This window comes from Microbacterium sp. SW12, from assembly GCF_055391095.1.
Map to the genome: position 1 here is coordinate 187703 of NZ_AP024335.1, position 20630 is coordinate 208332.

23 protein-coding genes, 1 tRNA gene and 1 pseudogene are annotated in these 20630 nt (G+C 67.4%); 11 read left to right on the plus strand and 14 right to left on the minus strand.

Features of this window, described 5'->3' with window-relative positions:
• Nucleotides 1-9: 9 nt before the first annotated feature.
• The 3 genes from MICSW_RS00935 to nrdI form a co-directional block, all read right to left on the minus strand.
• Nucleotides 10-318 carry a hypothetical protein gene (locus tag MICSW_RS00935; RefSeq protein WP_228179329.1) on the minus strand — a complete coding sequence of 103 codons (309 nt, stop codon included), beginning with the start codon at nucleotides 316-318 and terminating at the stop codon, nucleotides 10-12.
• A 48-nt stretch (nucleotides 319-366) separates the two neighbouring features.
• Nucleotides 367-1218, minus strand: coding sequence for an oxygenase MpaB family protein (locus MICSW_RS00940; protein ID WP_464498456.1), 852 nt, complete (start codon nucleotides 1216-1218; stop codon nucleotides 367-369).
• Between the two features lie 102 nt (nucleotides 1219-1320).
• Nucleotides 1321-1761, minus strand: a complete 441-nt coding sequence (gene nrdI, locus MICSW_RS00945) for a class Ib ribonucleoside-diphosphate reductase assembly flavoprotein NrdI (protein ID WP_464496498.1) — start codon at nucleotides 1759-1761, stop codon at nucleotides 1321-1323.
• A gap of 129 nt (nucleotides 1762-1890) precedes the next feature.
• Here nrdI and MICSW_RS00950 point away from each other — a divergent pair, with 129 nt between their 5' ends.
• The gene (locus MICSW_RS00950) at nucleotides 1891-2922 is read left to right on the plus strand and encodes a hypothetical protein (protein ID WP_464496499.1); all 1032 of its coding nucleotides are present in this window, start codon (nucleotides 1891-1893) and stop codon (nucleotides 2920-2922) included.
• Nucleotides 2919-3287: a GntR family transcriptional regulator gene (locus MICSW_RS00955; RefSeq protein WP_464496500.1), complete on the plus strand. Its 369-nt coding sequence runs from the start codon at nucleotides 2919-2921 to the stop codon at nucleotides 3285-3287. Before MICSW_RS00950 ends, MICSW_RS00955 begins: the two co-directional genes overlap by 4 nt.
• Before the next feature lie 15 nt (nucleotides 3288-3302).
• Here MICSW_RS00955 and MICSW_RS00960 read toward each other — a convergent pair whose 3' ends face one another.
• Complete coding sequence (locus tag MICSW_RS00960) at nucleotides 3303-3794, minus strand: hypothetical protein (protein WP_464496501.1); 492 nt, start codon at nucleotides 3792-3794, stop codon at nucleotides 3303-3305.
• Nucleotides 3795-3871: 77 nt separating this feature from the next.
• Between MICSW_RS00960 and MICSW_RS00965 the strand changes: the two genes are divergently transcribed.
• Entirely contained in the window at nucleotides 3872-4654 is a 783-nt protein-coding gene (locus MICSW_RS00965) for an alpha/beta fold hydrolase (RefSeq protein ID WP_464496502.1), read from the plus strand.
• Between the two features lie 7 nt (nucleotides 4655-4661).
• On the opposite strand, the gene MICSW_RS00970 is transcribed toward MICSW_RS00965, so the two are convergent.
• From MICSW_RS00970 to MICSW_RS00985, 4 genes are all read right to left on the minus strand, one after another.
• A complete protein-coding gene (locus MICSW_RS00970) occupies nucleotides 4662-5201 on the minus strand; it encodes a YaeQ family protein (RefSeq protein ID WP_464496503.1) in 540 nt (179 codons plus the stop codon).
• A 145-nt stretch (nucleotides 5202-5346) separates the two neighbouring features.
• Nucleotides 5347-5419, minus strand: a tRNA-Phe gene (locus MICSW_RS00975).
• A 226-nt stretch (nucleotides 5420-5645) separates the two neighbouring features.
• On the minus strand, nucleotides 5646-5852 hold the full coding sequence (locus MICSW_RS00980) for a hypothetical protein (RefSeq protein WP_464496504.1): 207 nt from the start codon (nucleotides 5850-5852) through the stop codon (nucleotides 5646-5648).
• Between the two features lie 85 nt (nucleotides 5853-5937).
• A complete protein-coding gene (locus tag MICSW_RS00985; RefSeq protein WP_464496505.1) occupies nucleotides 5938-6222 on the minus strand; it encodes a hypothetical protein in 285 nt (94 codons plus the stop codon).
• Between the two features lie 148 nt (nucleotides 6223-6370).
• On the opposite strand from MICSW_RS00985, the gene MICSW_RS00990 reads away from it, so the two are divergent.
• Nucleotides 6371-9394 (plus strand): hypothetical protein, encoded by a 3024-nt coding sequence (locus MICSW_RS00990; RefSeq protein ID WP_464496506.1) that lies wholly within the window; start codon nucleotides 6371-6373, stop codon nucleotides 9392-9394.
• 311 nt (nucleotides 9395-9705) lie between these two features.
• A complete protein-coding gene (locus MICSW_RS00995) occupies nucleotides 9706-10011 on the plus strand; it encodes a helix-turn-helix transcriptional regulator (RefSeq protein WP_464496507.1) in 306 nt (101 codons plus the stop codon).
• A 52-nt stretch (nucleotides 10012-10063) separates the two neighbouring features.
• On the opposite strand, the gene MICSW_RS01000 is transcribed toward MICSW_RS00995, so the two are convergent.
• Nucleotides 10064-10435: a sulfate permease gene (locus MICSW_RS01000; protein WP_464496508.1), complete on the minus strand. Its 372-nt coding sequence runs from the start codon at nucleotides 10433-10435 to the stop codon at nucleotides 10064-10066.
• Nucleotides 10436-10722: 287 nt separating this feature from the next.
• Nucleotides 10723-11421, minus strand: a complete 699-nt coding sequence (locus MICSW_RS01005) for a class I SAM-dependent methyltransferase (RefSeq protein ID WP_464496509.1) — start codon at nucleotides 11419-11421, stop codon at nucleotides 10723-10725.
• A 102-nt stretch (nucleotides 11422-11523) separates the two neighbouring features.
• Between MICSW_RS01005 and MICSW_RS01010 the strand changes: the two genes are divergently transcribed.
• Entirely contained in the window at nucleotides 11524-11868 is a 345-nt protein-coding gene (locus MICSW_RS01010; protein ID WP_464498500.1) for a PASTA domain-containing protein, read from the plus strand.
• Nucleotides 11869-11932: 64 nt separating this feature from the next.
• Here the strand turns inward: MICSW_RS01010 and MICSW_RS01015 are convergent, their stop codons facing one another.
• The 4 genes and pseudogenes from MICSW_RS01015 to MICSW_RS01030 all read right to left on the minus strand — a co-directional run bounded on the left by MICSW_RS01015 (nucleotide 11933) and on the right by MICSW_RS01030 (nucleotide 17319).
• Complete coding sequence (locus MICSW_RS01015; protein WP_464498503.1) at nucleotides 11933-12196, minus strand: alpha/beta fold hydrolase; 264 nt, start codon at nucleotides 12194-12196, stop codon at nucleotides 11933-11935.
• A 32-nt stretch (nucleotides 12197-12228) separates the two neighbouring features.
• Nucleotides 12229-12717: pseudogene (locus MICSW_RS01020) on the minus strand (alpha/beta fold hydrolase); the annotation flags it as partial.
• A 119-nt stretch (nucleotides 12718-12836) separates the two neighbouring features.
• Entirely contained in the window at nucleotides 12837-16358 is a 3522-nt protein-coding gene (gene mobF, locus MICSW_RS01025; protein WP_464496510.1) for a MobF family relaxase, read from the minus strand.
• A gap of 82 nt (nucleotides 16359-16440) precedes the next feature.
• The gene (locus MICSW_RS01030; protein WP_464496511.1) at nucleotides 16441-17319 is read right to left on the minus strand and encodes a helix-turn-helix transcriptional regulator; all 879 of its coding nucleotides are present in this window, start codon (nucleotides 17317-17319) and stop codon (nucleotides 16441-16443) included.
• Nucleotides 17320-17713: 394 nt separating this feature from the next.
• On the opposite strand from MICSW_RS01030, the gene MICSW_RS01035 reads away from it, so the two are divergent.
• The 5 genes from MICSW_RS01035 to MICSW_RS01055 all read left to right on the plus strand — a co-directional run bounded on the left by MICSW_RS01035 (nucleotide 17714) and on the right by MICSW_RS01055 (nucleotide 20628).
• Nucleotides 17714-17989: a hypothetical protein gene (locus MICSW_RS01035; protein WP_464496512.1), complete on the plus strand. Its 276-nt coding sequence runs from the start codon at nucleotides 17714-17716 to the stop codon at nucleotides 17987-17989.
• A 97-nt stretch (nucleotides 17990-18086) separates the two neighbouring features.
• Nucleotides 18087-19529 carry a Rieske 2Fe-2S domain-containing protein gene (locus MICSW_RS01040; protein WP_464496513.1) on the plus strand — a complete coding sequence of 481 codons (1443 nt, stop codon included), beginning with the start codon at nucleotides 18087-18089 and terminating at the stop codon, nucleotides 19527-19529.
• Nucleotides 19526-20116: a 3-phenylpropionate/cinnamic acid dioxygenase subunit beta gene (locus MICSW_RS01045; RefSeq protein WP_464496514.1), complete on the plus strand. Its 591-nt coding sequence runs from the start codon at nucleotides 19526-19528 to the stop codon at nucleotides 20114-20116. The genes MICSW_RS01040 and MICSW_RS01045 overlap by 4 nt, the downstream gene beginning before the upstream one ends.
• Nucleotides 20113-20424: a hypothetical protein gene (locus MICSW_RS01050; RefSeq protein WP_464496515.1), complete on the plus strand. Its 312-nt coding sequence runs from the start codon at nucleotides 20113-20115 to the stop codon at nucleotides 20422-20424. The genes MICSW_RS01045 and MICSW_RS01050 overlap by 4 nt, the downstream gene beginning before the upstream one ends.
• 9 nt (nucleotides 20425-20433) lie before the next feature.
• A complete protein-coding gene (locus tag MICSW_RS01055; RefSeq protein ID WP_464496516.1) occupies nucleotides 20434-20628 on the plus strand; it encodes a ferredoxin in 195 nt (64 codons plus the stop codon).
• Nucleotides 20629-20630: the final 2 nt, after the last annotated feature.

Below are 20630 nucleotides of genomic sequence, written 5' to 3' on the forward strand. Positions count from 1 at the left end.
AAGCGCCGATCACTGGTGCGCGAGGGCGTCCCAGTTGATCTCGATGCGGCTCGGGTCGCTGCGTGAAATAAGCGCGGGCAGGGTGGACCCGACACGCGGCCAGTACTTCGCGCTCGTGACGACCTCGGTGCTGACCTGGGTTTCGGGGATGCCTGTGGTTGTCGTGACCACCTCGATCTGACACGCCTGGTAGCGAGCGCGACCGACGCGATCGGATGCCGAGACCACGCGAACCGTGCCGCGGACCGCATCGGCCAGCGGGTCGCCGGTGTACTTCTCGAGCAGCTGCGCGGCCTCTTCGACCCAGGGCTCCTCCATGCCCGAAGCCTACGGGACGGCCGTTACAGGCGTGTCACTGCGGTGGGCTCAGCTCGCCGCGGCGGGTGCGGGGCCGGATGCCTCGAGCCGGCGCAGGCGCCGCCGGGCCATGTCGTGTGCGCGGGGACCGCTACCGAGGCTCTTGCCGGCGACGAACAGCACGAACCGCGTCATCGCGACGACCGGCAGCCATGAGCGGCGCAGTCCCAGCATCCGTCGATACTCGCGGGGGATTGTCGCGACCGCGCCCGCGAAGAGCAGCCGGTAGGCCCAGCGCAGCGACCCGTCGAGCGGGACCCGGCGGAGGAACCGCACGACATCCTGCACGCGTTCATCGCCGCGCAGGATGCCGCGATCGAGGTACCCGTGCATGCGGGCGCGTAGGTCCGCGGCGGTTTCGGGCGGGTCGGTCACACCCATGAGCCGACCCGCGGTCGCCCAGTCGCGAACGTATGCGTCAGCCCCGCCTGGGATGGGACCGCCCCAGGTCTCATGACACGTCAAGAAGGCATCTGTGAATGCGAGATGCACCCACTCGACGAGGTCGGCGTCGGCGGCGGAGTAGGCCCGGGTCTTGCCCGAGCTGTCGCGATAGTCGCCTGATACGTCGGCGTGGAACCGGGCCACGCGGCCGAGTTCGGCATCCACCTGCTCTTCGGAGCCGAACGTGACGCAGATCACCCAGCGCACGGTTCCGGCGAGGCGCCCGAGCGGATCCTCGCGATAGCGCGACCAGTCATGCACCCCCGCCATCGCGCCCGGGTGCAGGGCCTGCATCAGCAGGGCACGGATGCCGGCGACCAGGGTCGGCATGCCCGCATGCACCGTCCACGCCGGCCCGTCCTCGGCGAACAAGCCCGCGTCATCGCCGCGCTCGAGGCGCTGCACCCAGGGCGGCATCCCGTTCGGATCCCCCGACAGGGGAACGAGCAGGCGCGCTCGAAGTCCGGGTCGCGTGCTCACTCTTTCAGGATGCCATCGCCGCGCAGCGGTGGCTCCGGATCAGGCTTCGGGGTGGGATGAAGCGAGCGCGGCATCCAGGTCGTCGAGAATCTGCGCGCAATGGGTGACGTCTTCGGGGGTGCCCGCCAGCTCGAACTCGAACAGCACGGGCCTTCCCGACTTGTTCGCGAGTTCGCGGGCAGCTGCCTGGTAATACACGCCGAAGTTGCGGTTGCCCGAGCCGATGATCCCGACCATGCGGCGCCGGTTCTCGGCGGAGCGCAGGAAGCTGCGGACGCCCGCGGGCAGGGTCACCTCATCAGCGTTGCCCGCCTTGTACGACGGGGTCAGCAACACCCAGGGACCGGACGCCTCGCTGCGTCGGACGCTCGCGTCGGCGAGGTTGTGCACGGCCCGGCCGGTCGTCTCGGCCAGGTGCTGCGCGAAGCGCCCCGTGAGGTTCGAGGTCGACGAATAGAAGTAGACAGGTGTCTTGTCCACGGTTCCAGTGTCTCGCTGTAGGGGAATCTCGTGGGCGGTGCGGGCCGGGGAAATGGACGACGTCCGTCTTGTACTACAGAAGTGAAACAACTTGTGTTATGAATGTAGTACAAAAAATCGGGGGTAGAAATGAGACTCGACAACGGCATCGGTGTGATCGACCTGGCGGGACTGCTCTGGTCGACGCCATTGTTCTCCCTGGCGCTCGCCGTGATCATCGCGCCGATTGTGATCGCGTTCACTCGCTCTCGCGTGGGGCGGAAGGCGACCGTTGAGGTTCCGTCGGCGGCGGTGCTCACCCCATACGCACCCGAGGGTCGGATGATCGCAGCGGGAGCTGCCCTGGTTATCCTTGTGCTCGCGGCATCCACCGCCATCATCGACTACGCGGTTCTCGACCAGGCGATTCGGTGGTGGCGCTTCACGCTCGGCCTCATCGCGGTGACTCTCGTCCTCGCGGTCGTGGTGGGATTGATCGTGACCCGGGGGACGCGGCATCCCGAGGTACCTGCGGTCTCGCCGGTACGGCGACACTGGGCCAGCTTCAGCAGCCGCACCGCGCTGACCGTCACGGCAGTGGTCGCGGTGCTTCTTGTCGCGACGACGCTGTTCGGTGGCCTGACGTCGCAGATGGACTCGGAGGGCAACTGGCGATGGCTGGCGCTGCCGATCGTCAACGAGGCCGGCATCGATCCAATCCGCGTGAACTACTACGGCTGGACGTTCGGCGTGCCCGTGCTCGTTGCCCTGGTCACAGCTCTCGGGGTGGCGTGGGTGGCGCTTGACCGCAGCGCGGCCCGGCCATACCTGCGCCCCGACTCCGTCAATGCCGAACGCGCATTGCGGCGCGGGACGGCTTCCGGCATCCACGCGCTCGTGACCTCGGCGATGCTGTTCACCCTTGCCGGGGCATGGCGCATGATCGGGGATGCGGGGGCTGTGAGAGAGCTTGCGATCCTGGGCGACGCAGGAGGGCCCTATGACGTGATGTGGCGTCACGCTGACCTGGCTGTGCTCGTCGGGGCTGCGGCGCCTGTCCTCGAGATCGTCGCGTTCGTGCTTCTGATCAACGTCGCAGTGAACCGGATTCTGCCTTCCGTCACCGTCGCTGCAGAGTATCCAGACAGGGCGACTTCGCAGCGTTCGGCGGTCTCGTCATGACGGCGGTGCAGCCCTCGGTCGCCGAGCGTGAGACGTCATCGGCGGTCGAGATCTACCGCAGTTTTCGCGGGTTGATTGTGGCAGGACACTTCGCGGCGAATGAGCGGCTGCCGTCGGTCCGTCAGACCGCCACCGATCTCGGTGTTTCGGCCGGTACGGCCGCGAAGGCGTACAAGATGCTCGAGCAGGACGGACTCGTGATCACTCGGACAGCGGCCGGCACCCGGGTGGCGCCGTCGGCTGCCGTGCTTTCGGAGTCGGTCATGCGCCGCATCCGTGCGCTCGCGGAGGAATCGGCATCCGCTGGAGCAGACCTCGAGGACGTGATCGCGGTCCTGAGGCTGGTGGGATCACCAGCGTCGTAGTGATCGAGCCTGCGCCTACTCCTGCGACGCGTCGCTCGGTGCGAGAAACGCTGCGTAGTAGTACCCGGGCTCTCCATCCCAGGTGATGGCGAGGCTGATCGCGTTCACTGATGGTTGCGGCTCGGGTGCGCTGGCGACACTGACGAGGGTTCCATCGCACGGGATCTCTGCGCCACCGCCGCCCGACCAGTTCGACGCACTGCGCGGCATCCAGCCGACCGTCGCGTGCTGTCCCGGCGTACCGAAGCACCCGACGAGCATCTCGGCGACCGTCGGATACGGCTCAGCGAAGGTGAGGACCTCGACGGGTTCAGTCGCTTCAGGTCCCGCCGCCGAGCGCATGCCCGACGACGGACCCAGGAACGTCGCCCGTGTCGACAGGTCAGCGTTGGTTGCGTCGATCCACGCCTGGGCAGCGGCGTCATCGACCGGGGTCGGCGTGCAGCCGGTCAGTGCCAGCGCGGTGATCGCGACAGCAAAGATCGCTCCGACGCTTCGCCCCCGCATGCTCGGATCCTATCCGGGGGCCACCGGCGTCTCCCGAGGTCTGTTTGGTGTCGACGGCGAGGTCTACGCTCGGCCGCATGGACACGACCATCTCGGCCGACGGCACGCGCATCGCCTACGAGACGTTCGGGTCGGGCCAGCCCGTTGTCATCCTCGGCGGTGCCTTCTCATCCGCGAGCGACGGAGTACCGCTTGCGGAGGCTCTCGCCGCTCTCGGTCTTCACGGGGTGACTGTCGACCGTCGTGCCCGCGGTGGCAGTGGAGATGCCGCTCCGTACGCGCCTGAGCGCGAAGCGGAGGATGTGGCAGCGGTCGTGGATGCCGTCGGCGGCCGCGCGGCACTTCTCGGCCATTCGTCGGGAGCGGTGCTCGCGTTGCTCGCTGCATCCCGTGGAGCTCAGGCGACGCACCTCTTTCTGTCGGAGCCGCCGCTGGGCTTCGGGCAATCTCACGTGGCCACCGACCTGCCCGCGCGGCTCCAGCGACTGCTCGACGAGGGGCGCCCCGAGGAGGTGGTCACGATCTTCCAGCGAGAAGCAGTGGGATTGCCCGACGCGATGATCGAGCAGATCCGCGAGAGCCCGATGTTCCCGCATCTGGTGAGCCTCGCGCAGTCGGTCGTTTACGACGCAACCCTCACTCGCGCGTGCGATTCTCCCGATGAGCGGATGCTTGGCCTTGACGTTCCGACCGCTGTGCTCTGCGGCGCCGAGACGTTCCCTTTGCTTGAGGTGTCATCTCGTGCGCTCGCCGAGGCGATGCCGGCGGCAGAGCTCGTCATCGTGCCCGAGTCCCGCGGACATCGCCCCGATCCTGCGGCGACCGCTCGCGTGGTCGCGGAGCGGCTCGGCGGGGTCTGAGCTCGACTCAGGCGGCGAACACGGAGTGGATGTCTGACGAGAACGTCTGTCCGTTGAGCTCGAGGTACAGATGCTTCTCGGTGACCGAGACAGTCAGCGCCGTTCGGCGCTCGATACCCGACGCCGCCGACTCGAGGAAGCCGCGGTCGAAGCTGACGACGGGAATGTCTTCGCCACGGTGGATGCGCTTGCCAGCCCAGCTCGCAACGAGCTTCGTCGGATCCCGATGCGTGTGCACAGCCACGCGCTCGGCCTTCATGCTGCCCTCGTGAAGTCGCGCAGCATCCGGCGCGCCGACCTCGATCCAGGCAGTCAGGGCGCCGGTCGCGTCGCGAACCACGATCGCCGGCTCATCCGTCGAGGAGAGACCTTCGGTGAAGGTGATGCCCTCTTCGTACTCCAGTGCGTAGGCGAGCACGCGCGTGAGCATGAACACGTCGGTCTCAGACGGATGCCGCGCCGCCCGCAGCGACAGATCCTCGTAGACGCCACGGTCGACATCCGCCAGCGTCACGGTGAACGTATAGATCGTCGCCCCGGCAGCCATCCCGCCAGCCTATGGCTTTGTTGCTCGGGGCTTCCTCGCAGTTCGATAGAGCGCGGCGGGGCCGGCTCTCACCAGGGAAAAGCAAAACCCCCGCGATGTAGAAGCTACGCGAGGGTTTCTGGGGCGATTGTAACGATCGCCCTTGTGGCTCCGACGGGCGTCGATCCCGTGACCTCACGATTTTCAGTCGAACGCTCTACCAACTGAGCTACAGAGCCGTGCAACGTGAGGTTGCCTGCCTATTCTACGGCAACCGAGGTTCTACAAGAAAAATCCTGGTCAGGAGCAACTTCGTTAAACGTGAACATTCATGCGCACTCGTGACGACTCCTGACCCTCTGCGACCCTCAACGACGATTTCGCCCACTTTGTGGCACGGATGTGGCACAGATGTGGCACGCGGAGAGGGATGGTTCTCGTCGTTCGAGACCGGCTCCCGTGTCCTCAATCCCATGATGACTTGTGCGTGAACGAGGCCGGATCGCGCCATGCTGCGAGCACCTTCTCGACGCGCTCCGCGAGGTCGGTGCTGGACTCGAGGCGGATGGGTGCGCCGCTGTCGGGATGGAAGGCGGTGGCACGGTAGAACGTGGACGAACTGCTGCGGACGGTCCACTGCTCGATCACACCGACGCGGCGCCCTCGGAGCACGACATCCCACTCTGGCAGAGGGTAGCGGACTCTCCGTGACCTCGGCGGAAGTAGACGCAGCTCGACGCCCTCGGGGAGGGAAGAGTCAGTCATAGACACGCAGCACCTCGTATCTGCCGTGCCCGACCTCGCGGATGTCGAAGACATAGACGGCGGCACCGCTCTCAGCCCGGGCGATGAAGCGCCACCCCATGACGCAGGACTTGGGCGGATGGGTGATGTGGGCGGAACACAGCGCATCGCCGCTGACTCCGATGCGGGTGGGGGTGTCGAGGACACGCCAGCGTGCCTCGTTCCACAGGAGGCCGGCCGGGACACCCGCCTCGAACCGGAGAACGGCATCGCTGTGCGTGCCGGTGACGAGCATCATCCCTCCACTTATCGAATATGTGTACGAAAGACGATGGTACGTCTCTTCGTTCGGATTCGCACCTGTGTAGTTCGGCTGACGACATGGCGGAGTCGTCGCGCACCTTCCTCCCGGCGGCGTCCGCCGTCACCTTCAGGGAGGAGTGTGCATGTCTTCTGCAATCACGGCCGATCCACCGAGTGTCGGCGATCCCCCGCGCGGACGCGCGCTGCCACGGCTGATAGCCCTGGTTGTCGCGCTGCTGATCGCGGTCGGCACGGTCCTGACCGCAGCGCCCCCGGCGCACGCCGGGAGTGAGGGCGTCGGCTACGACATCGGCAGCGGCTTCCTCGGCGCCTACAACACGGACGTCGACGGCCGCCAGGCGTACTGCGCTGATATCGGCATGAACGCGCCGTTCTCACCGTCGTCGGGGCCGCACACCGTGACGTCGCTGGACTCGCTCAGTCGGCAGCAGCTGGCTGAGCTCAACTACGTCCTCGCGCGATGGGGCCAGTCGAGCAATCCGAACGTGACGGCCGCGGTTGCGCTGTACGTGTGGTCGGTGACCGATCCGGGCAACTACAACTCGCACGGCATGTCCGGGGATGCCTACTACGTGGCGCGAGCGCCTGCGAGCGCGCGGCCGACCATCCTGGCGAACCTCGCCACGATGCGCGCCGAAACGCCCGTCTACGCGGTGACCGATCCGGCGCTGTCGCTGTCGCTCGACATGGCCGATCAGTACGCCGGACCGCTGACCGTCTCGGCTCAGCCCTCGCATCTGCAGGGGGCGGCCTCCCTGACGGCCGCGCAGTTTGGCGACGGGTCGGCGTCTCGTGTCGTCGGCTCGGGCCAGTTCAACATCACCGGCACGCCCGCGGACGGTGCTCCCTCGTATCAGATCACCGCCTCGATGAGCGTCGCGGCTGAGGGCTACGGAGCGAAGGTCGATCTGTACACGTCCGGGGCAGGAGAACAGCGGATCATCGCCTCGGTCGCAGGCGCACCGGGCTCACTGACTGCATCGGCGCAGACGCCCGTGATCGACCTCGATTTCCAGCCGATCATCACCACGCAGGTCGCCGGCCGCTACGTCGACGAGGGCGATGCGTTCGTGGACGAGCTTGAGGTGACCGTGACCAAGGGGACATGGACGCGGCTGGACGGTGAGCGCATCCCGATCGTGGCCGAAGGGACGCTCTACGGCCCGTTCGATGAGCAGCCCGTGGAGGCGGACTCGCCGCCGCTGGGCGCTCCGGTCACCGGCGTCGAGTCCGTCACGCTCACCGGGGCCGGCTCCTACTCCTCGCCAGGCACGATCACGGCACCGAGCTCAGGCTTCTACACCTGGGTCTGGCGCATCGACCAGGCCGCGCAGGGCGACTACGCGCGATACCTGACGGGCTCGTTCACCGACCGCTTCGGACGGGTAGCCGAGACCGCCGTGACGCCATTCCAGCCTGAAGCCGTCTCCACCGCCGACCAGCGCCTCGCCGTACCGGGCGATCCGCTGACCGACACGATCGTCGTCTCCAGTGGCAACGGCCCGTGGCTGCGCGTGGACGGCGAGCCCGTCCCTGTCGTGTTCGAGGGGACGCTGTATCAGGTGCCAGGCGTCCGGCCTCCCGCGGAGTCGGTGCTCGTCGATCCCGATGCGGTGCCGATCGGCTCCGTCACGATCACAGCCTCCGGTCCCGGCAGATACGTCGCGCCGTCGATCGTCGCGCCCTCGGGCGGGTTCGTCACCTGGGTCTGGGAGGTCAAGAGAGCCTCGCAGCCGGAGTGGGTGCGGCCGTACCTCGCCGACGATTGGACCGACCGCTACGGCATTCCCGCGGAGTCGACCTCGGTGCGGTGGCCGCTGCACACGACTTCGGAGTTGCGGGAGTACAACGTGCATCCAGGCGGAAGGGCGTTCGACGTCGTGACTGTGACGGGTTTCCCGGCGGACCACGGCGACTTCCACGGCGACGGATATTGGCAGCCGGACGTGGACGTGCTGACGCACACCGTCTACGGCCCGTTCGCCAGCGACACCGCGCTGACGGACGACCTCGACCTCGCGGCGGCGCCGGTGCTGACGAGCATCACCACCCCGGCACGCAATGGCGTCTACCAGCTGGGCTACACGGACGAGGATCGGATCGTCCCGACCGAGCCGGGCTACTACGTCGTCGTCACGCACTTCGAGGGCGACGATCGCGTACAGCCGTACACGTCGAGTCCGGCCGACGTGCTGGAACGCTTCTACGTCCCGCCGACGCCTGCGCCCGAGATCCCGGTCACCGTGATCACGCAGGCGACCCCGGCGGCATTGGTGGGTGAGCCGTTCGACGACGCTGCACTCGTTCAGGGCGGCGTCCCGGCCGGCGCAACCCTGGTGTTCCGTGCCTATGGCCCGGTTCCTCTGGACGATCCGCCGCTGTGCGACGAGCCCTTCTTCGTCTCTGACCCGATCCCGGTCAGCGGGCCGGGCATCTACCGCTCCGGTGCGACGGTCGCCACCGAGCCTGGCGCGGTCTACTGGATCGAGACGCTGTACGACGCGGACGAGGGTGTGCTCGCGGAGGGCGCGTGCGGCGCGCCAGGCGAGACGACGATCATCACGGCCCAGCCGGAGTCGCTGACCGTGACGACGCTCGCGACGCCCACGGTGCCTCTCGGCGAGCCGGCGACCGACACGGCGATCGTCACCGGCACAGTCCCGGAGGGCGCGATGCTCGCATTCCAGGCGTACCTCCAGCACGGCGATGAGCCGAGCTGCACCGCAGACGAGCTCGTCTACGACGGCGAGCCGATACCGCTCGGCGGAGTAGGCGAGTACGTGTCGGAGCCTGTCGTGTTCGACCGGGCAGGCACTTACTACTGGATCGAGACCGTCCGCGATGTGGACGGCGCGATCCTCAGCCGCGGGGTGTGCGGCGCTCCAGATGAGACGACGATCGTGACGCCGATCCCGCCGACCGCGCCGTCGGCCGGGGAGCTCGCCCACACAGGTGGCCCGGACTGGATGCTGCCCGTCGGCATCGTCGCAGGCATGATCCTCCTCGCGGGAGCCGGCACGCTGCTCTTCGGTCGCCGTCTCGCTATACACCGAGCGCGCAACGGCCACGTCCGAGAGGAGGACACGGAGTACGGCGGACTGGAGGACATCGAAGGGCTCGACTTCGAGCCAGAGATCGACCGTTGATCCGGTAGTCCGCAGAGCGGCGGCCCGTCTCCCCGGCGGGCCGCCGCTCATGTGTTGTGGATAACGACGGGGCTGGGCCACGAAGGGCAGTTGTTTGCCTGTTCCGAGGCCCAGCCGCACGTCATCCGTGGCGGCCGCGGTTGCTACGGGGACCTGCCGTTGCTGACCGTTGCGGATCAGTACAGCGGCGGCATCGGGGGGTCCACCGGCCGGCGAGACCGGCTCAACAACCGCGGCGCGTAACGGATACCCGTACTATTGTTACGGATTCCCGTAACGGGCACAAGGACGGATCGGGGTCTGCTGGAATGGTGCCCGATTCCAGCAGCCCTGTCCGCGAACCCGACTTCGCGGCGATGCGGCTGCGGCTCGCGCGACTCAGACAGCAGCGCGGTTGGTCGTACAACGAGCTCGCTGCCCGCTCCGGTGTCGGCCGCAACACGCTCGTGACGCTGGAGAACGGCAAGCCGCGCAAGGAAGACGGCCCGCCGGAGACGCACGGCACGCTGCTGACGTGGTATCGCATCGCCGAAGCCCTGGACATGACGCTCGGCGAACTTCTCGCTCCGCTCCAGCCGCATCGCTCGCCTGACACCGCATCCACCGAACAGACGTAGCGGCCCTGCCAGTCGAGACCAGCAGGGCCGCTACGCGGCGGGCGGGGTTCGGTCAGGTCATGATCGGCAGCGGAGCGTTGTCTGTGATGTCCTGCTGTTCGCGCTTCACCGCCCGCCGTCGGGCCATCGCTTCTCTCGTGCGAGCGACCGTCAGGACGAGCAGGCTGTAGGGGCCGAAGGCGATGAACTTGGCACCGTTCCAGAACGTCAGGAGAACGAGGAGGTTCAGTGCCGCTGGCGCGCCAGACTGAATCTCTGCGGCAAGCAGCATGGTCGTGGTCCAGTAGGCCGCGCCGAGCAGCATGAACGGTATGCCGAACTTGAGGCGGTCTCGGCGGCGGAGCCAGGCCAGCACCACATTGGTCGGCGCGTAGCGGAGCAGGTCGTGGATGAGAACGCTCGCGAGCACGATGCGTTTGAACATGGTGACTCCCTCGTATCGGGCCGTTGTTGCGGCCTCAGACTGCTTGTGCAGGTGCAAGTACGAGAAGTCACCCGATGGCGGGAGCGCACCGCCCAGGTCATGTTCGCTGGGTCGGTTCAGAAGGGTCCTGCACGTCTCACGATACTCCCCTGGCCCGACATCCGCATGCGTGTTCCGAGATCGCATGACGGAGCAGAGGCGCTGTGGGGGAAGGCTCCGGAGCGTCGGCCACGTCGAGGGTCGCTGACGCAGGACGATCGTTGGCTTCCCTGAGTCTTCTTTCGGAGTCAGATCGCGCGAAGTAGGTACTTGGCGAAGATCCCGTCGTCGTCATAGTCGGATTCCTCGATGGCGAAGCCGGCTTCGCCGAGCATGGGTTCGAGAAGCCAGGTGAAGGTGGAGTGCTCGTCGCGCACGTGTTCTTCGAGGTCGGCGCGCGTCCACCCGCCTTCCACGGTCGAGTAGCCGGTCGAGCACCAGTGCTCGATGCGCTCGATCGCACCGTCGAGCGGGAAGTGGTAGACGACGTCCCACAGCCGCAGAATCCCACCGGGGCGGAGCATCGTTCGGATGCGCGAGAGGGCGATCGCCTTCCAGAAGTCGGGGAGATGGTGCAGAGCGTAGCGGGAGTAGATCAGATCGACCGATGCGGCGGGGCGATCGTAGGTGAGATAGCCGGCCTCCACGATGCGGAGCGACGAGAGCGCGGCTTCTGCTTTCCGGCGAAGGAGGTCGAGCATGACGGGGGAGGGGTCCACGGCTGTCACGTTCTCCCATTGCTCTGCGGCGAGCAACGCAAACTGTCCCGTTCCGGCGCCGAGGTCGACGACATCCGAGGTCGTGGCAGGAAGCAACTCCCGGAGCATCGCGACCTCGGCTGCGGCGCGGGCGTCCTCCTTCTCGTCGTAGCGTGCGACATGCTCGGGATCAGTGTTCTCCCGACCCAACGAGTCGGCCTCATCCAAGAACCACGTCGGCCTCTGCATACTGACTACCGTAACGATGCAGCACACCTCGGCGCCCCTCGTCATCGCGGTGCTGGAAGAGAGGTGGCGTCTGAGACGCCATAGTCCACCTACGATGAGAGCATGGTCGATCGCAGTACGCGACGAGTCGTAACGGTTCCTGATGTGGTGGGGTTGCCCTTCCACGTCGGCCGAGACGTGGCTGCCGGGGCCGGCGTGACCCTGGCGAATCCCGACCCCGACGGGCCGCCCATAGGCGCGCTCGCGTGGCCCGGCCTCTACTACATCGTTCGACAGATACCGGAATCCGGAACCCAGCTACGCGAGTGGGACTCGGTAGGGATCGAGGTCGTGGGGCACGGCGACGAGCCCGACCACGAACCAGCCATCCTGCGGCCGCCGCCGCCCATAGACGCTGCGCACGCGACGCCCGATCCGGAACAGCACGTCAATCTGACCGAGGACTGACCAGCCCGCGCCCGTCGAGCGCAGCGCGCTCGACGGGCGAGATCTCATGCGGTAACCGGTGTGCTCAGCCTTTGAGAAGAAACTGGATCGCCGCCTGCGCACTGGCGGGGCTCGGCTCGTGCCCTGCTTCGTCCTGGACGTGTAGCGTCGCGGTCGGGATGCGCTGAGCGATGATCTCGGCAGTGCCGAAAGGTACGTCTTCGTCGTTGCGGGAGTGCCAGAGTGCGACGGGCGCCGTGATCGCCCTGGGCTCGAATCCCCAGGGTCGTTGCTGGAGGATCGCCTCCCGCCCCGGACCTGCCGCATCGTGGGCGAGCGAAGCGGCCACCGCGCCTCGCCAGGGTGATCATCAGGAAGCTCCTCGAGCGCCTGCCCAAGCTGAACCTGCCAGAACTGACGCACCTGCTCGTCGGTGCCGGTCGCGAAGCTCTCGAACGCCTGCTGCGATTCCTGGGGGTAGAGCCTGCGCGTGTCTGGCTCATTCACCAGTCCGAGTCCGCTGAGCACGGCGACGCCTCCGACCCGTTCTGGCAGCATCGAGGCCACCGCGTAGCTGTAGGGGGCACCGGCCGAGACTCCGAGCACGTCGAACTCGCCCACGTCCAGGGCGTCGAGCAGGCCGGCCAGCAGCGGACTCCACTCGGCGATGGCCGCCATCGGCACGGGGTCGGATCGGCCGTAGCCGGGACGCGCGATGCTGATGAGGTCGATGCCTACCCCGACCGCGAGTGCCTCCCATTCCGCGGGCACCGTCGCGCCGCCGACGAGTCCGTGGTGCAGGACCACCGCGCGCCCGGAACCGTAGCGCTCATACTCCAATCGATTACCGGCGACCTCGTGAACGGGCATCGCGCACGTCCTCTCTCGTTTCTGCGGTCAGCTGAACACGGCAAGCAGCACCACTACTCCTGCGCGGATCACTCCTCTGCCGGCGTGAGGCTACCCTAACTCAGATCGGATTTGCCTGTTCAGATCGAGCGGGACGGATTGCTGCGGTTCGTGGTGCGCTGCGTGCTGGAGGCTCGATCCGCGGCTATGCGCTGTGCGGCGCGTGCAGCAGCCTCGGCTCGTGCCTGGTCGAGCCGCTGCGAGATGTTCCTGGCGGGCCTACCTGTGGGGCTCGCGTCGGTGACGGCGTAACGATCGCGGTAGGCCGCGATCGTCCGCAGCTGCATGAGCCACGCCTGGGCGCGGCCGGGGTCGGCTGGCCTGGTCCCGAGCGGCCTGACCCACGGGGCGCGTTCGCGGATCGCGGTGTCGGCGAGGTCGCGGGCGCGCTGTTCGATGAGCCGTTGGCGCTCGGTCAGCGCCGAGCGCATCTCAGGATCGGTGACGGCGGTCACCGCAGGGAGGAGTCCGGCGATGAGCCGAGCTTGACGGCGGGGTCGGCCCTTGCCGGCGGTGTGCTGTTGGAGGCGTCGATACAGCACCGCACCGAGGTCTCCGGCGTCGTGGAGAGTCCGGGAGGCGATCACCTCGCGCAGCAAGACGGTGAGGTCTATCCGGTGGGCCTCGACGCGACGCAGTTCCGAGACGAGCGGGGCGAACGTCTCGCTTGCGGCGAGGCTGTCGAGTTGATGGTCCGACAGCCCGGCTCGCCGGAGTTCGCTGAGGTAGCGATCGGTGAGTGCGGCGGTGGCGATGGTGTCGTATTCGGCTGCCAGTTGCGCGATGCCTCCCCAGGCGTCCTGTTCCGCGCGTAGGGCTTCGTGTGCGGAGGGCTCGGCCGCGACTCGAGTGATGATCGCAAGTAGCCCGTCTCGGCTTCCTAGCGGCTCGTCGGGCTGCTGATGCTCCTCGAGGTTCGCGGGCGCGAGTACCACGTAGGCGGTGTTGGATGCGCGTCCACGGGTCATCCCCGCGTAGAGACTCTCGCGGCTCGTGCGTCCGGTGTCGACAAGGGCGTGGCCGGTGTCGACGGTGGCGCCCTGGGCTCGATGCACCGTGCTCGCGTAACCGAGCTCGACGTGCTCGGCCACATACCAGGCAGGCAGACGCACTTCCCATGCCCTCGCGCGCTCCTGCCGGACGGTGAGTGACCCGTCGCGGTGGGTGGCGGTCACGCGCCAGCGGTCGCCGTTCTTCACGAAGCCGCGACCGACGGCCATGCGACGGTCGTTCCGGCGGGTGAGCACGATGTCGCCACGGCTGGCTTCGGCACCGTCGGAGAGGCGGAGGGGGCGGGCGGGATCGACGTCACCATCCCGGATGCGGTCCACTCGTGCGCGAGCGTTGAGCTCTGCGACGGCCTCCGACGTCTCGGCGATCAACAGCGAGGACAGCCCGGTGTTGCAGTCGGCCCGCCATGCGGCGTATGCGGCATCGACCATCTCGTCGTGCTCGCCGGATTGCACCCGATCGTGCTCCAGGTAGGCATCCAGGGCGTTCGGCTCGCCCAGCCGCAGCCCGAGCGACGCCGTGCGCTCCCAGGGGCGATGGAAGCGGCGCACCTCTCCGAGCGAAGGCGGGGTGCCGTGCTCTCGCACGATCAGCCCGAACGCTCCGCCCGCGTCGATGGCATCCAGCTGTGCAGGATCGCCGGCCAGCAGCAGCTTCGCACCGACCTCCTCGGCGTGCGCGGCGATGCGGGCCATCGTGATCGTGCCCGCGAGGGATGCCTCGTCGAGAACGACGAGCTGGCCCCGCCGTAGCCGCAGTCCTCGCTCGTGCTCGTACAGCCACTTGGCGGTGTTCTCGGTGGCGATGCCGAGGTCTCCGGCGAGCACGTCCGCGGCGGCGGCGGAAGGGGCAAGGCCGACCACGGAGCCGGGACCGTGACGGCGTTCCCATGCTGCTCTCAGCCCGGCGAGCGTCGTGGTCTTCCCGGTGCCCGCGGGACCGATCAATACGTCCACGACCCGGCCCGAGCAGGCGATCGCTTCGACAGCGCGGGACTGCTCCCCTGACAGGCGGGCGCCGCCGGGCAGCGTGCGTCGCACGACCCGGCCGACCGTCTCCATCCCCACGGACGGGCCGGAGTGATCGGCGGCGAGTGCGATCAAGCGGTTCTCCGCTCCGAGGATCGTCTCTGCCGAGAAGAGGGTGGCGTGCTTCGGTCGGAACATCGAAGTGCCGTCGGCGCGCTGGAACGCCGTGGGAGTGGGCGCGGACTCGGGTGGGGTCAGGGCAAGCGAGTGTCGTTCGGCCGCGTCTACGATGAGCCCGACGACTGCCTCCCGGTCTGTGGTCGACGCGAACCGCCACGGCATCGTCTGCCGGGATGCCTCGGCGTGCAGGTTCCATCTGCGCCAGGTGGCGCGCTTCTCGCCGACTACGCTGACGACGACCTGGCCGATCTCGTCGATCCTCTCCAGCGGCACGTCGTCGCACCGCAACCCTGTTGTCGGCGACGTGGGCACGATGGCGGCTCGCGCCCACGCGGTCGGGCTCTCGTCCAGTCGGCGCTGGGCTCGTGTCCGCCATTCCTCGGTGAGCTCGGCGAGCGAGCGCACCTGTTTCTCGGGCCGGGTCGTCAGGGTCGCCTCGGCGCGCAGGCGGAGGATCGTGCGGGTGGACGGCATCCGTCCATTGCGCTCCCGGAACTCGGCGATGCGTTCTTCCACACGTGCCTCGATGTCATGGCTGCGGCGCGAGAACTCTTCGATGAGCGCGTCGGGCACCGCGGCGAGCTCGAATGCAGGATTGCGGCGCTCGCCTCGTCGCCGGATCTCCCAGAGCAGGCCGAGTTCCCGTGAGAGATGGTCGGCGAGCACGGCGTTGTAGTGCTCGGAGACCGCCACGACAGCCTGATGCATGGGGCGGCCCGCGAGGGTTCGCCATCCGCCGTCGTGGACCGCGCGTGCTTTGTTGGCGATCACGACGTGCGTGTGCAACTGCGGGTCTCCCGCGCGCGAGTCGTAGTGGTCGTAGGCGGTGGCGGCGATGCCGGTGACGTCCATGTGGACGACGGACCCGTCGCCCGCGTCCGCGCCGACGCGAGTCACGACGACTTCGCGTTCCATGAGGTCGAGCACTTCGGCGACGGCGGCGTGGTGGGCGCGGGCAATCATCGCCTGGGTGCCGCCGTCGCTGAGCCCCCACAGCACCGACACGGACTTGGGGACGCTGAAGGTGTAGTCATAGCCTGCGACGGCTCGCCTCGTGCCGCGCTCGCGTTCCTCCCGTTCGATCGCGCTGACAGCTGCCAACCGTTCGCCCAGCGGGAGGTCGGTATCAAGCGCCGCCGTGCGTGAGGCGATGCGCTCGGCCACGCCTCGATAGACCGGCCAGGCACGACCGAGAGGATGCCCGGTCACGGGGTCGCAGCCTTCGCCGAGCAGGAGGCGCAGTTGCGTCTCCGTCACCTCCTCGCCGGCGGCGATGGCGCCGTCGCCGAAGTCGGCGACCGCAGAGCCGAGCCACCGTCCGGGCGGTGTTCCCTTCTCCGCGTAGTAGCGCGTGAGCGGGTCGGTAAGGAGACGATTGCCGTCACCGGCCGCGACGGATTTCAGGAGGTACTTGTATCCGTCGCCGGCAGAGAGGACATGCATCGAGACCGTCACACTCTGCAGGTGCGAGGGAGGCTCGTCCTGTCGTGGCGGACACTCGCCGGCGACCCGGCAGCGTGTCGACCTACGCGCTGCGGCGGTACTCGCGCGGGGACACTCCGTGACTCCGCGCGAACGCGCTCCGGGCGTGGGATGTCGATGACCAGCCGACCATGCGAGCCGCCTCGGAGATCGGCATGATGTGGTTCGCGACGAACTCCTCGAAGTGCGCGAGCCGGACGTGATGCAGATACTTTCGGGGGCTCAGCCCGGTCGCCACCGTGAACGCCCGGCGCAGCGCTGACTCCGACAGCGCCACCTCGCGGGCCAGTCTCGGCACGGTCCAGTCGCACGCGTAGCGCTCGTGCATCAGCTGCAGCACGGTGCGGACTTCCGGCCGCAACGGTCCCGTGAACGGCTGCAAGCGGGGGACACCCCAACTCGGCGGCGCAGGCGGCACGATCGCGCTGATCTGCCAGATCAACTCCGTTCCTCCGATCATGCGCTCGCCTGGCGACGCCCCACGCGCAGACAAGCTGGCCAGCTTGTCGAACTGCTCGTGCAGCAGCGCATACTGCTGGGTGTCGAGTCGCACCGAGCGCACATCTGGAACAGCGCGGCTCACTTCGCGGTATACGGCCCGGCGGTCGCCCGCCAGCGCCGGAAACGTCCAGTTAAGTTGATCGACGAGGAACGCCGGGTTGACGTAAGCGGTGACCACATCGACGGGGCTGATCGAGACGCTCCCGCACTTCACACCCGCGCTGAGGAGTACAAGCTCGCCCTCGGTCACCGTGTGCGCACCGAAGCGGCCGTGCAACCGCGCCGACCCCTCGCGAATCAGCATCGCCTGGAAGTTGCGCGACACGATCGGCGAGACCCCGTGTGGCACCCATGCCTCGAAGCACTCCACAGGCTGGGCGAGTTCGGTGATCGCCCGAAACGGAGGAGGATACGCCGCCATGTCCGCGACCGCTCAGTCAGCCCGCCGCCGAGCGGCGCCGGATCGGACGCCAGGCGGGATGGGGATGGTGCCTACGATCAATGCGACACAAAGGCCGCCCCTCCATCTGGTGGAGGAGTTCCGTCGCGAGCTCCGATCCGGACATCTGGACGAAACTGACGGGCCGTGACCATCGAACCTTACCGTGACTCCGGGCATGATGCCCCCGCGTCCGAGGAACGAGAGAGTCTCCGGCTCTGCCTGCACGCCCTCGCCGATCCACGCAACGCGCCTGGTCAACGACTCAAAGCGCACCCGCGTCGGCCGCACGCTGTTGACGGCGTCGTCCCGTAGCCAGATTGCGGCCCAATCGTCGTCGCTGGCAGCAGGGATCGGATTGCCGTAGGACGAACAGGTGGGATGGCCGACCAACTCGTCCATCCGCTCGGTCGCCGCGTCGCTCTCATGTGTTCCATCGGCACGTCTCCTGATGCACATTCGTCCAATCCAGTCCGACCACACCGTCCAGGAAGTGTTCCCCAAACCGGTGCTTCCCCATGACCCGTCCCGTTTCGCCGCCGCCCATGCCCGCTTGCCGACCCGGGATCGGCAGCGCGTTTCCGTGGACCTGATTGATCCCCGCCACCTGATCGAGGTGGGTCGCGAACTTGACGGAACATCCTCCTACTGACAGAATACTATTCTGTTCAACAGAGAACAGTGCAGGCTGATCCGGCGAGTCGTCGCTTGGGGGAGCCTGGGGCACTGACGAGGGATAGGGCGCAAGGATGAGCACCTCGACTACCACGATCTATGACGAGATCCGTCGCGGGATGATCCCGGCGTACATCTACAACGATGCGGACGTCTTCGAGCGCGAGCGCAAGAATCTGTTCAGCCGGGCGTGGCTGTTCGTCGGGCATGAGTCCGAGATCCCGCAGGCTGGCGACTATGTCGTGCGCCGGGTGCTGGACGACTCGTTCATCATCGTGCGCGATGAGACCGGCCAGATCCATGCGCACTTCAACATGTGTCTGCATCGCGGTATGCAGGTCTGCCGGGCCGAGATCGGGAACGCCTCTCATTTCCGCTGCCCTTATCACGGCTGGTCGTACCGGAACGACGGCCGTATCGTCGGCCTTCCCTTTCATCAGGAGGCGTACGGCGGCGAGGCGGGCTTCACACGTAAGGGCGCCAGGTTGCTGCCTGCGCCGAACCTCGACACCTACAACGGTCTGATCTTCATCAGCATGGATCCCGACGCGCCGAGCTTGCTCGACTACATCGGGGACTTCCGGTTCTACATGGACTACTACACGCGGCAGAGCCCGAGCGGCATCGAGCTGAAGGGGCCGCAGCGGTGGCGGGTCAAGGCGAACTGGAAGATCGGCGCCGAGAACTTCGCCGGTGACATGTACCACACGCCGCAGACGCACACCTCGGTCGTCGAGATCGGACTGTTCCGTGAGCCGAAGGCGGAGAAGCGCAAGGACGGGAACACGTACTGGGCCGGCAACGGCGGCGGCACCACCTACAAGCTCCCGCCTGGGACTCTTGAGGAGCGCCTCCGCTACGTCGGCTACCCGGAAGAGATGATCGGCCGCATGAAGGAGACCTGGTCGCAGGAGCAGCTGGAGGTCGTCGGACGGGACGGTTTCATGATCTCCGCCGCTTCGCTGTTCCCGAATATGAGCTTCGTGCATAACTGGCCGAAGGTCGAGGAGGGCGCCGACGAGGACGTGCTCCCCTTCATCTCGATCCGGACCTGGGTGCCGATCAGCGAAGACGAGACGGAGGTCTACTCCTGGTTCGCCGTCGATGCGGAGGCGCCGGAGGAGTTCAAGGCACTGTCGTACAAGGCGTATCTGATGTGCTTCGGCTCGACCGGCATGTTCGAGCAGGACGACGTGGAGAACTGGGTGTCGCTCACGAACACTGCGAAGGGCTCGATGGCCCGCCGCCTGCTGCTGAACGGCCGGATGGGCATCCTGAAGGACGGCGCTCCGGTGGTGGAGCCGCTCGGACCGGACGAGTTCGCCGGCCCCGGTGTCGCGCATGTCGGCTACGGCGAGTACAACCAGCGCCATCTGCTGGACCGTTGGGCCGACCTTCTGGAGCCGGACTACGAGGGCGTCGACTTCCACGCCCTCACGATCGGCGGGGAGGCGCCGGCGCCCACCGCCGCCCGGCCTCTGGGCATCACCAACAACGGCCAGGAGGTGGCCCGATGATCGAGGAGACCGGCAAGGCCATCTCCGAAGCCTCGGTGCTGCGCAGTGCATCGACGCTCGCCGACCGGGTCGGCTCATCGCTGCCGTTCACCAGCGACCTCCACGGCACGATCCACCGCTGGCTGATCGAAGAGGCTTACACTCTCGACGAGCAGCGGTACGAGGACTGGCTCGACACCCTCACCGACGACATCCACTACGTCATGCCGGTGCGTGTCACGACCGCGCTCGGGACACCCTTCAGCACATCGCCGGGCATGGCGCACTGGGACGAGAACAAGTATTCGTTGAGTCGCCGAGTCGCGAGGTTCCTCACCGAGCACGCCTGGACGGAGGATCCGCCGTCCCGGCTCCGGCACTACGTCACGAACGTCCGCGTGTTCGAGACGGATACACCGGGTGAGGTGCTCGCGGACTCGGCGGTGCTGCTGTTCCGCAGTCGCGGTGACGTCAACGAGCCCGCCATCATCTCCGCACACCGCGAAGACGTGTTCCGTGACGTGGGTGGCGACTACAAGCTTGCTCGTCGCGTCATCGTCGTCGACGAATCGGTGCTCCGCACCCAGAACCTGGCGATCTTCCTATGACGCTGGAGTGGGAAGGCGCCGACCTCGACCGGGCCGCCGCGATCATCGCAGCCGAGGAGCGCGCGCTGCTCGTCGCGCGCACGGTGGGCGAGCCCCTGACGATCGCCAACGAGTTCTCCGAGATCAAGGTGAGTCGCGTGGAGACCCGCAACGGGACGCGGCTGCTGATCGAGTCGCCGAAGTCGGGCCAGTGGATCGCTCTCGATCCCCTCGAGCTCGAGGCGCTGACCTGGCAGACCGTGCAGACCTTCTCCGCCATGATCGGCTCCCCGTACGAGCCGATGTTTCCCGACCCTGCGGATTGGTGAGGATGCTGCATGGCAACCGTAAAGGCCAACCTCTCGCTCTGCCAGGGCTACGCGAACTGCGTCATCGCCGCCGGCGACTACTTCGACATCGATGACGACGGGGTGGTCGTGCTGCTGAAGGTCGACGTGCCGGAGTCGGAGCGCACGCGCGTCGAGGAAGCAGCGCGGAGCTGCCCCGTGTCGGCGCTCTGGGTCGAGGACTGAGG

Bases quoted from the DNA above. Each gene is read 5' to 3' on its own strand.
- MICSW_RS00940 (WP_464498456.1), bottom strand. From the start codon at position 1,218: ATGCCGCCCTGGGTGCAGCGCCTCGAGCGCGGCGATGACGCGGGCTTG.
- mobF (WP_464496510.1), bottom strand. From the start codon at position 16,358: ATGCATGTCCTCTCTGCCGGCGACGGATACAAGTACCTCCTGAAATCC.
- MICSW_RS00990 (WP_464496506.1), top strand. From the start codon at position 6,371: ATGTCTTCTGCAATCACGGCCGATCCACCGAGTGTCGGCGATCCCCCG.
- MICSW_RS01030 (WP_464496511.1), bottom strand. From the start codon at position 17,319: ATGGCGGCGTATCCTCCTCCGTTTCGGGCGATCACCGAACTCGCCCAG.
- MICSW_RS01045 (WP_464496514.1), top strand. From the start codon at position 19,526: ATGATCGAGGAGACCGGCAAGGCCATCTCCGAAGCCTCGGTGCTGCGC.
- MICSW_RS00960 (WP_464496501.1), bottom strand. From the start codon at position 3,794: ATGCGGGGGCGAAGCGTCGGAGCGATCTTTGCTGTCGCGATCACCGCG.
- MICSW_RS00935 (WP_228179329.1), bottom strand. From the start codon at position 318: ATGGAGGAGCCCTGGGTCGAAGAGGCCGCGCAGCTGCTCGAGAAGTAC.
- MICSW_RS00970 (WP_464496503.1), bottom strand. From the start codon at position 5,201: ATGGCTGCCGGGGCGACGATCTATACGTTCACCGTGACGCTGGCGGAT.
- MICSW_RS01000 (WP_464496508.1), bottom strand. From the start codon at position 10,435: ATGTTCAAACGCATCGTGCTCGCGAGCGTTCTCATCCACGACCTGCTC.
- MICSW_RS00955 (WP_464496500.1), top strand. From the start codon at position 2,919: ATGACGGCGGTGCAGCCCTCGGTCGCCGAGCGTGAGACGTCATCGGCG.
- MICSW_RS01005 (WP_464496509.1), bottom strand. From the start codon at position 11,421: ATGCAGAGGCCGACGTGGTTCTTGGATGAGGCCGACTCGTTGGGTCGG.
- MICSW_RS01010 (WP_464498500.1), top strand. From the start codon at position 11,524: ATGGTCGATCGCAGTACGCGACGAGTCGTAACGGTTCCTGATGTGGTG.
- MICSW_RS00950 (WP_464496499.1), top strand. From the start codon at position 1,891: ATGAGACTCGACAACGGCATCGGTGTGATCGACCTGGCGGGACTGCTC.
- MICSW_RS01055 (WP_464496516.1), top strand. From the start codon at position 20,434: ATGGCAACCGTAAAGGCCAACCTCTCGCTCTGCCAGGGCTACGCGAAC.
- MICSW_RS00965 (WP_464496502.1), top strand. From the start codon at position 3,872: ATGGACACGACCATCTCGGCCGACGGCACGCGCATCGCCTACGAGACG.
- MICSW_RS01050 (WP_464496515.1), top strand. From the start codon at position 20,113: ATGACGCTGGAGTGGGAAGGCGCCGACCTCGACCGGGCCGCCGCGATC.
- MICSW_RS01040 (WP_464496513.1), top strand. From the start codon at position 18,087: ATGAGCACCTCGACTACCACGATCTATGACGAGATCCGTCGCGGGATG.
- MICSW_RS00985 (WP_464496505.1), bottom strand. From the start codon at position 6,222: ATGATGCTCGTCACCGGCACGCACAGCGATGCCGTTCTCCGGTTCGAG.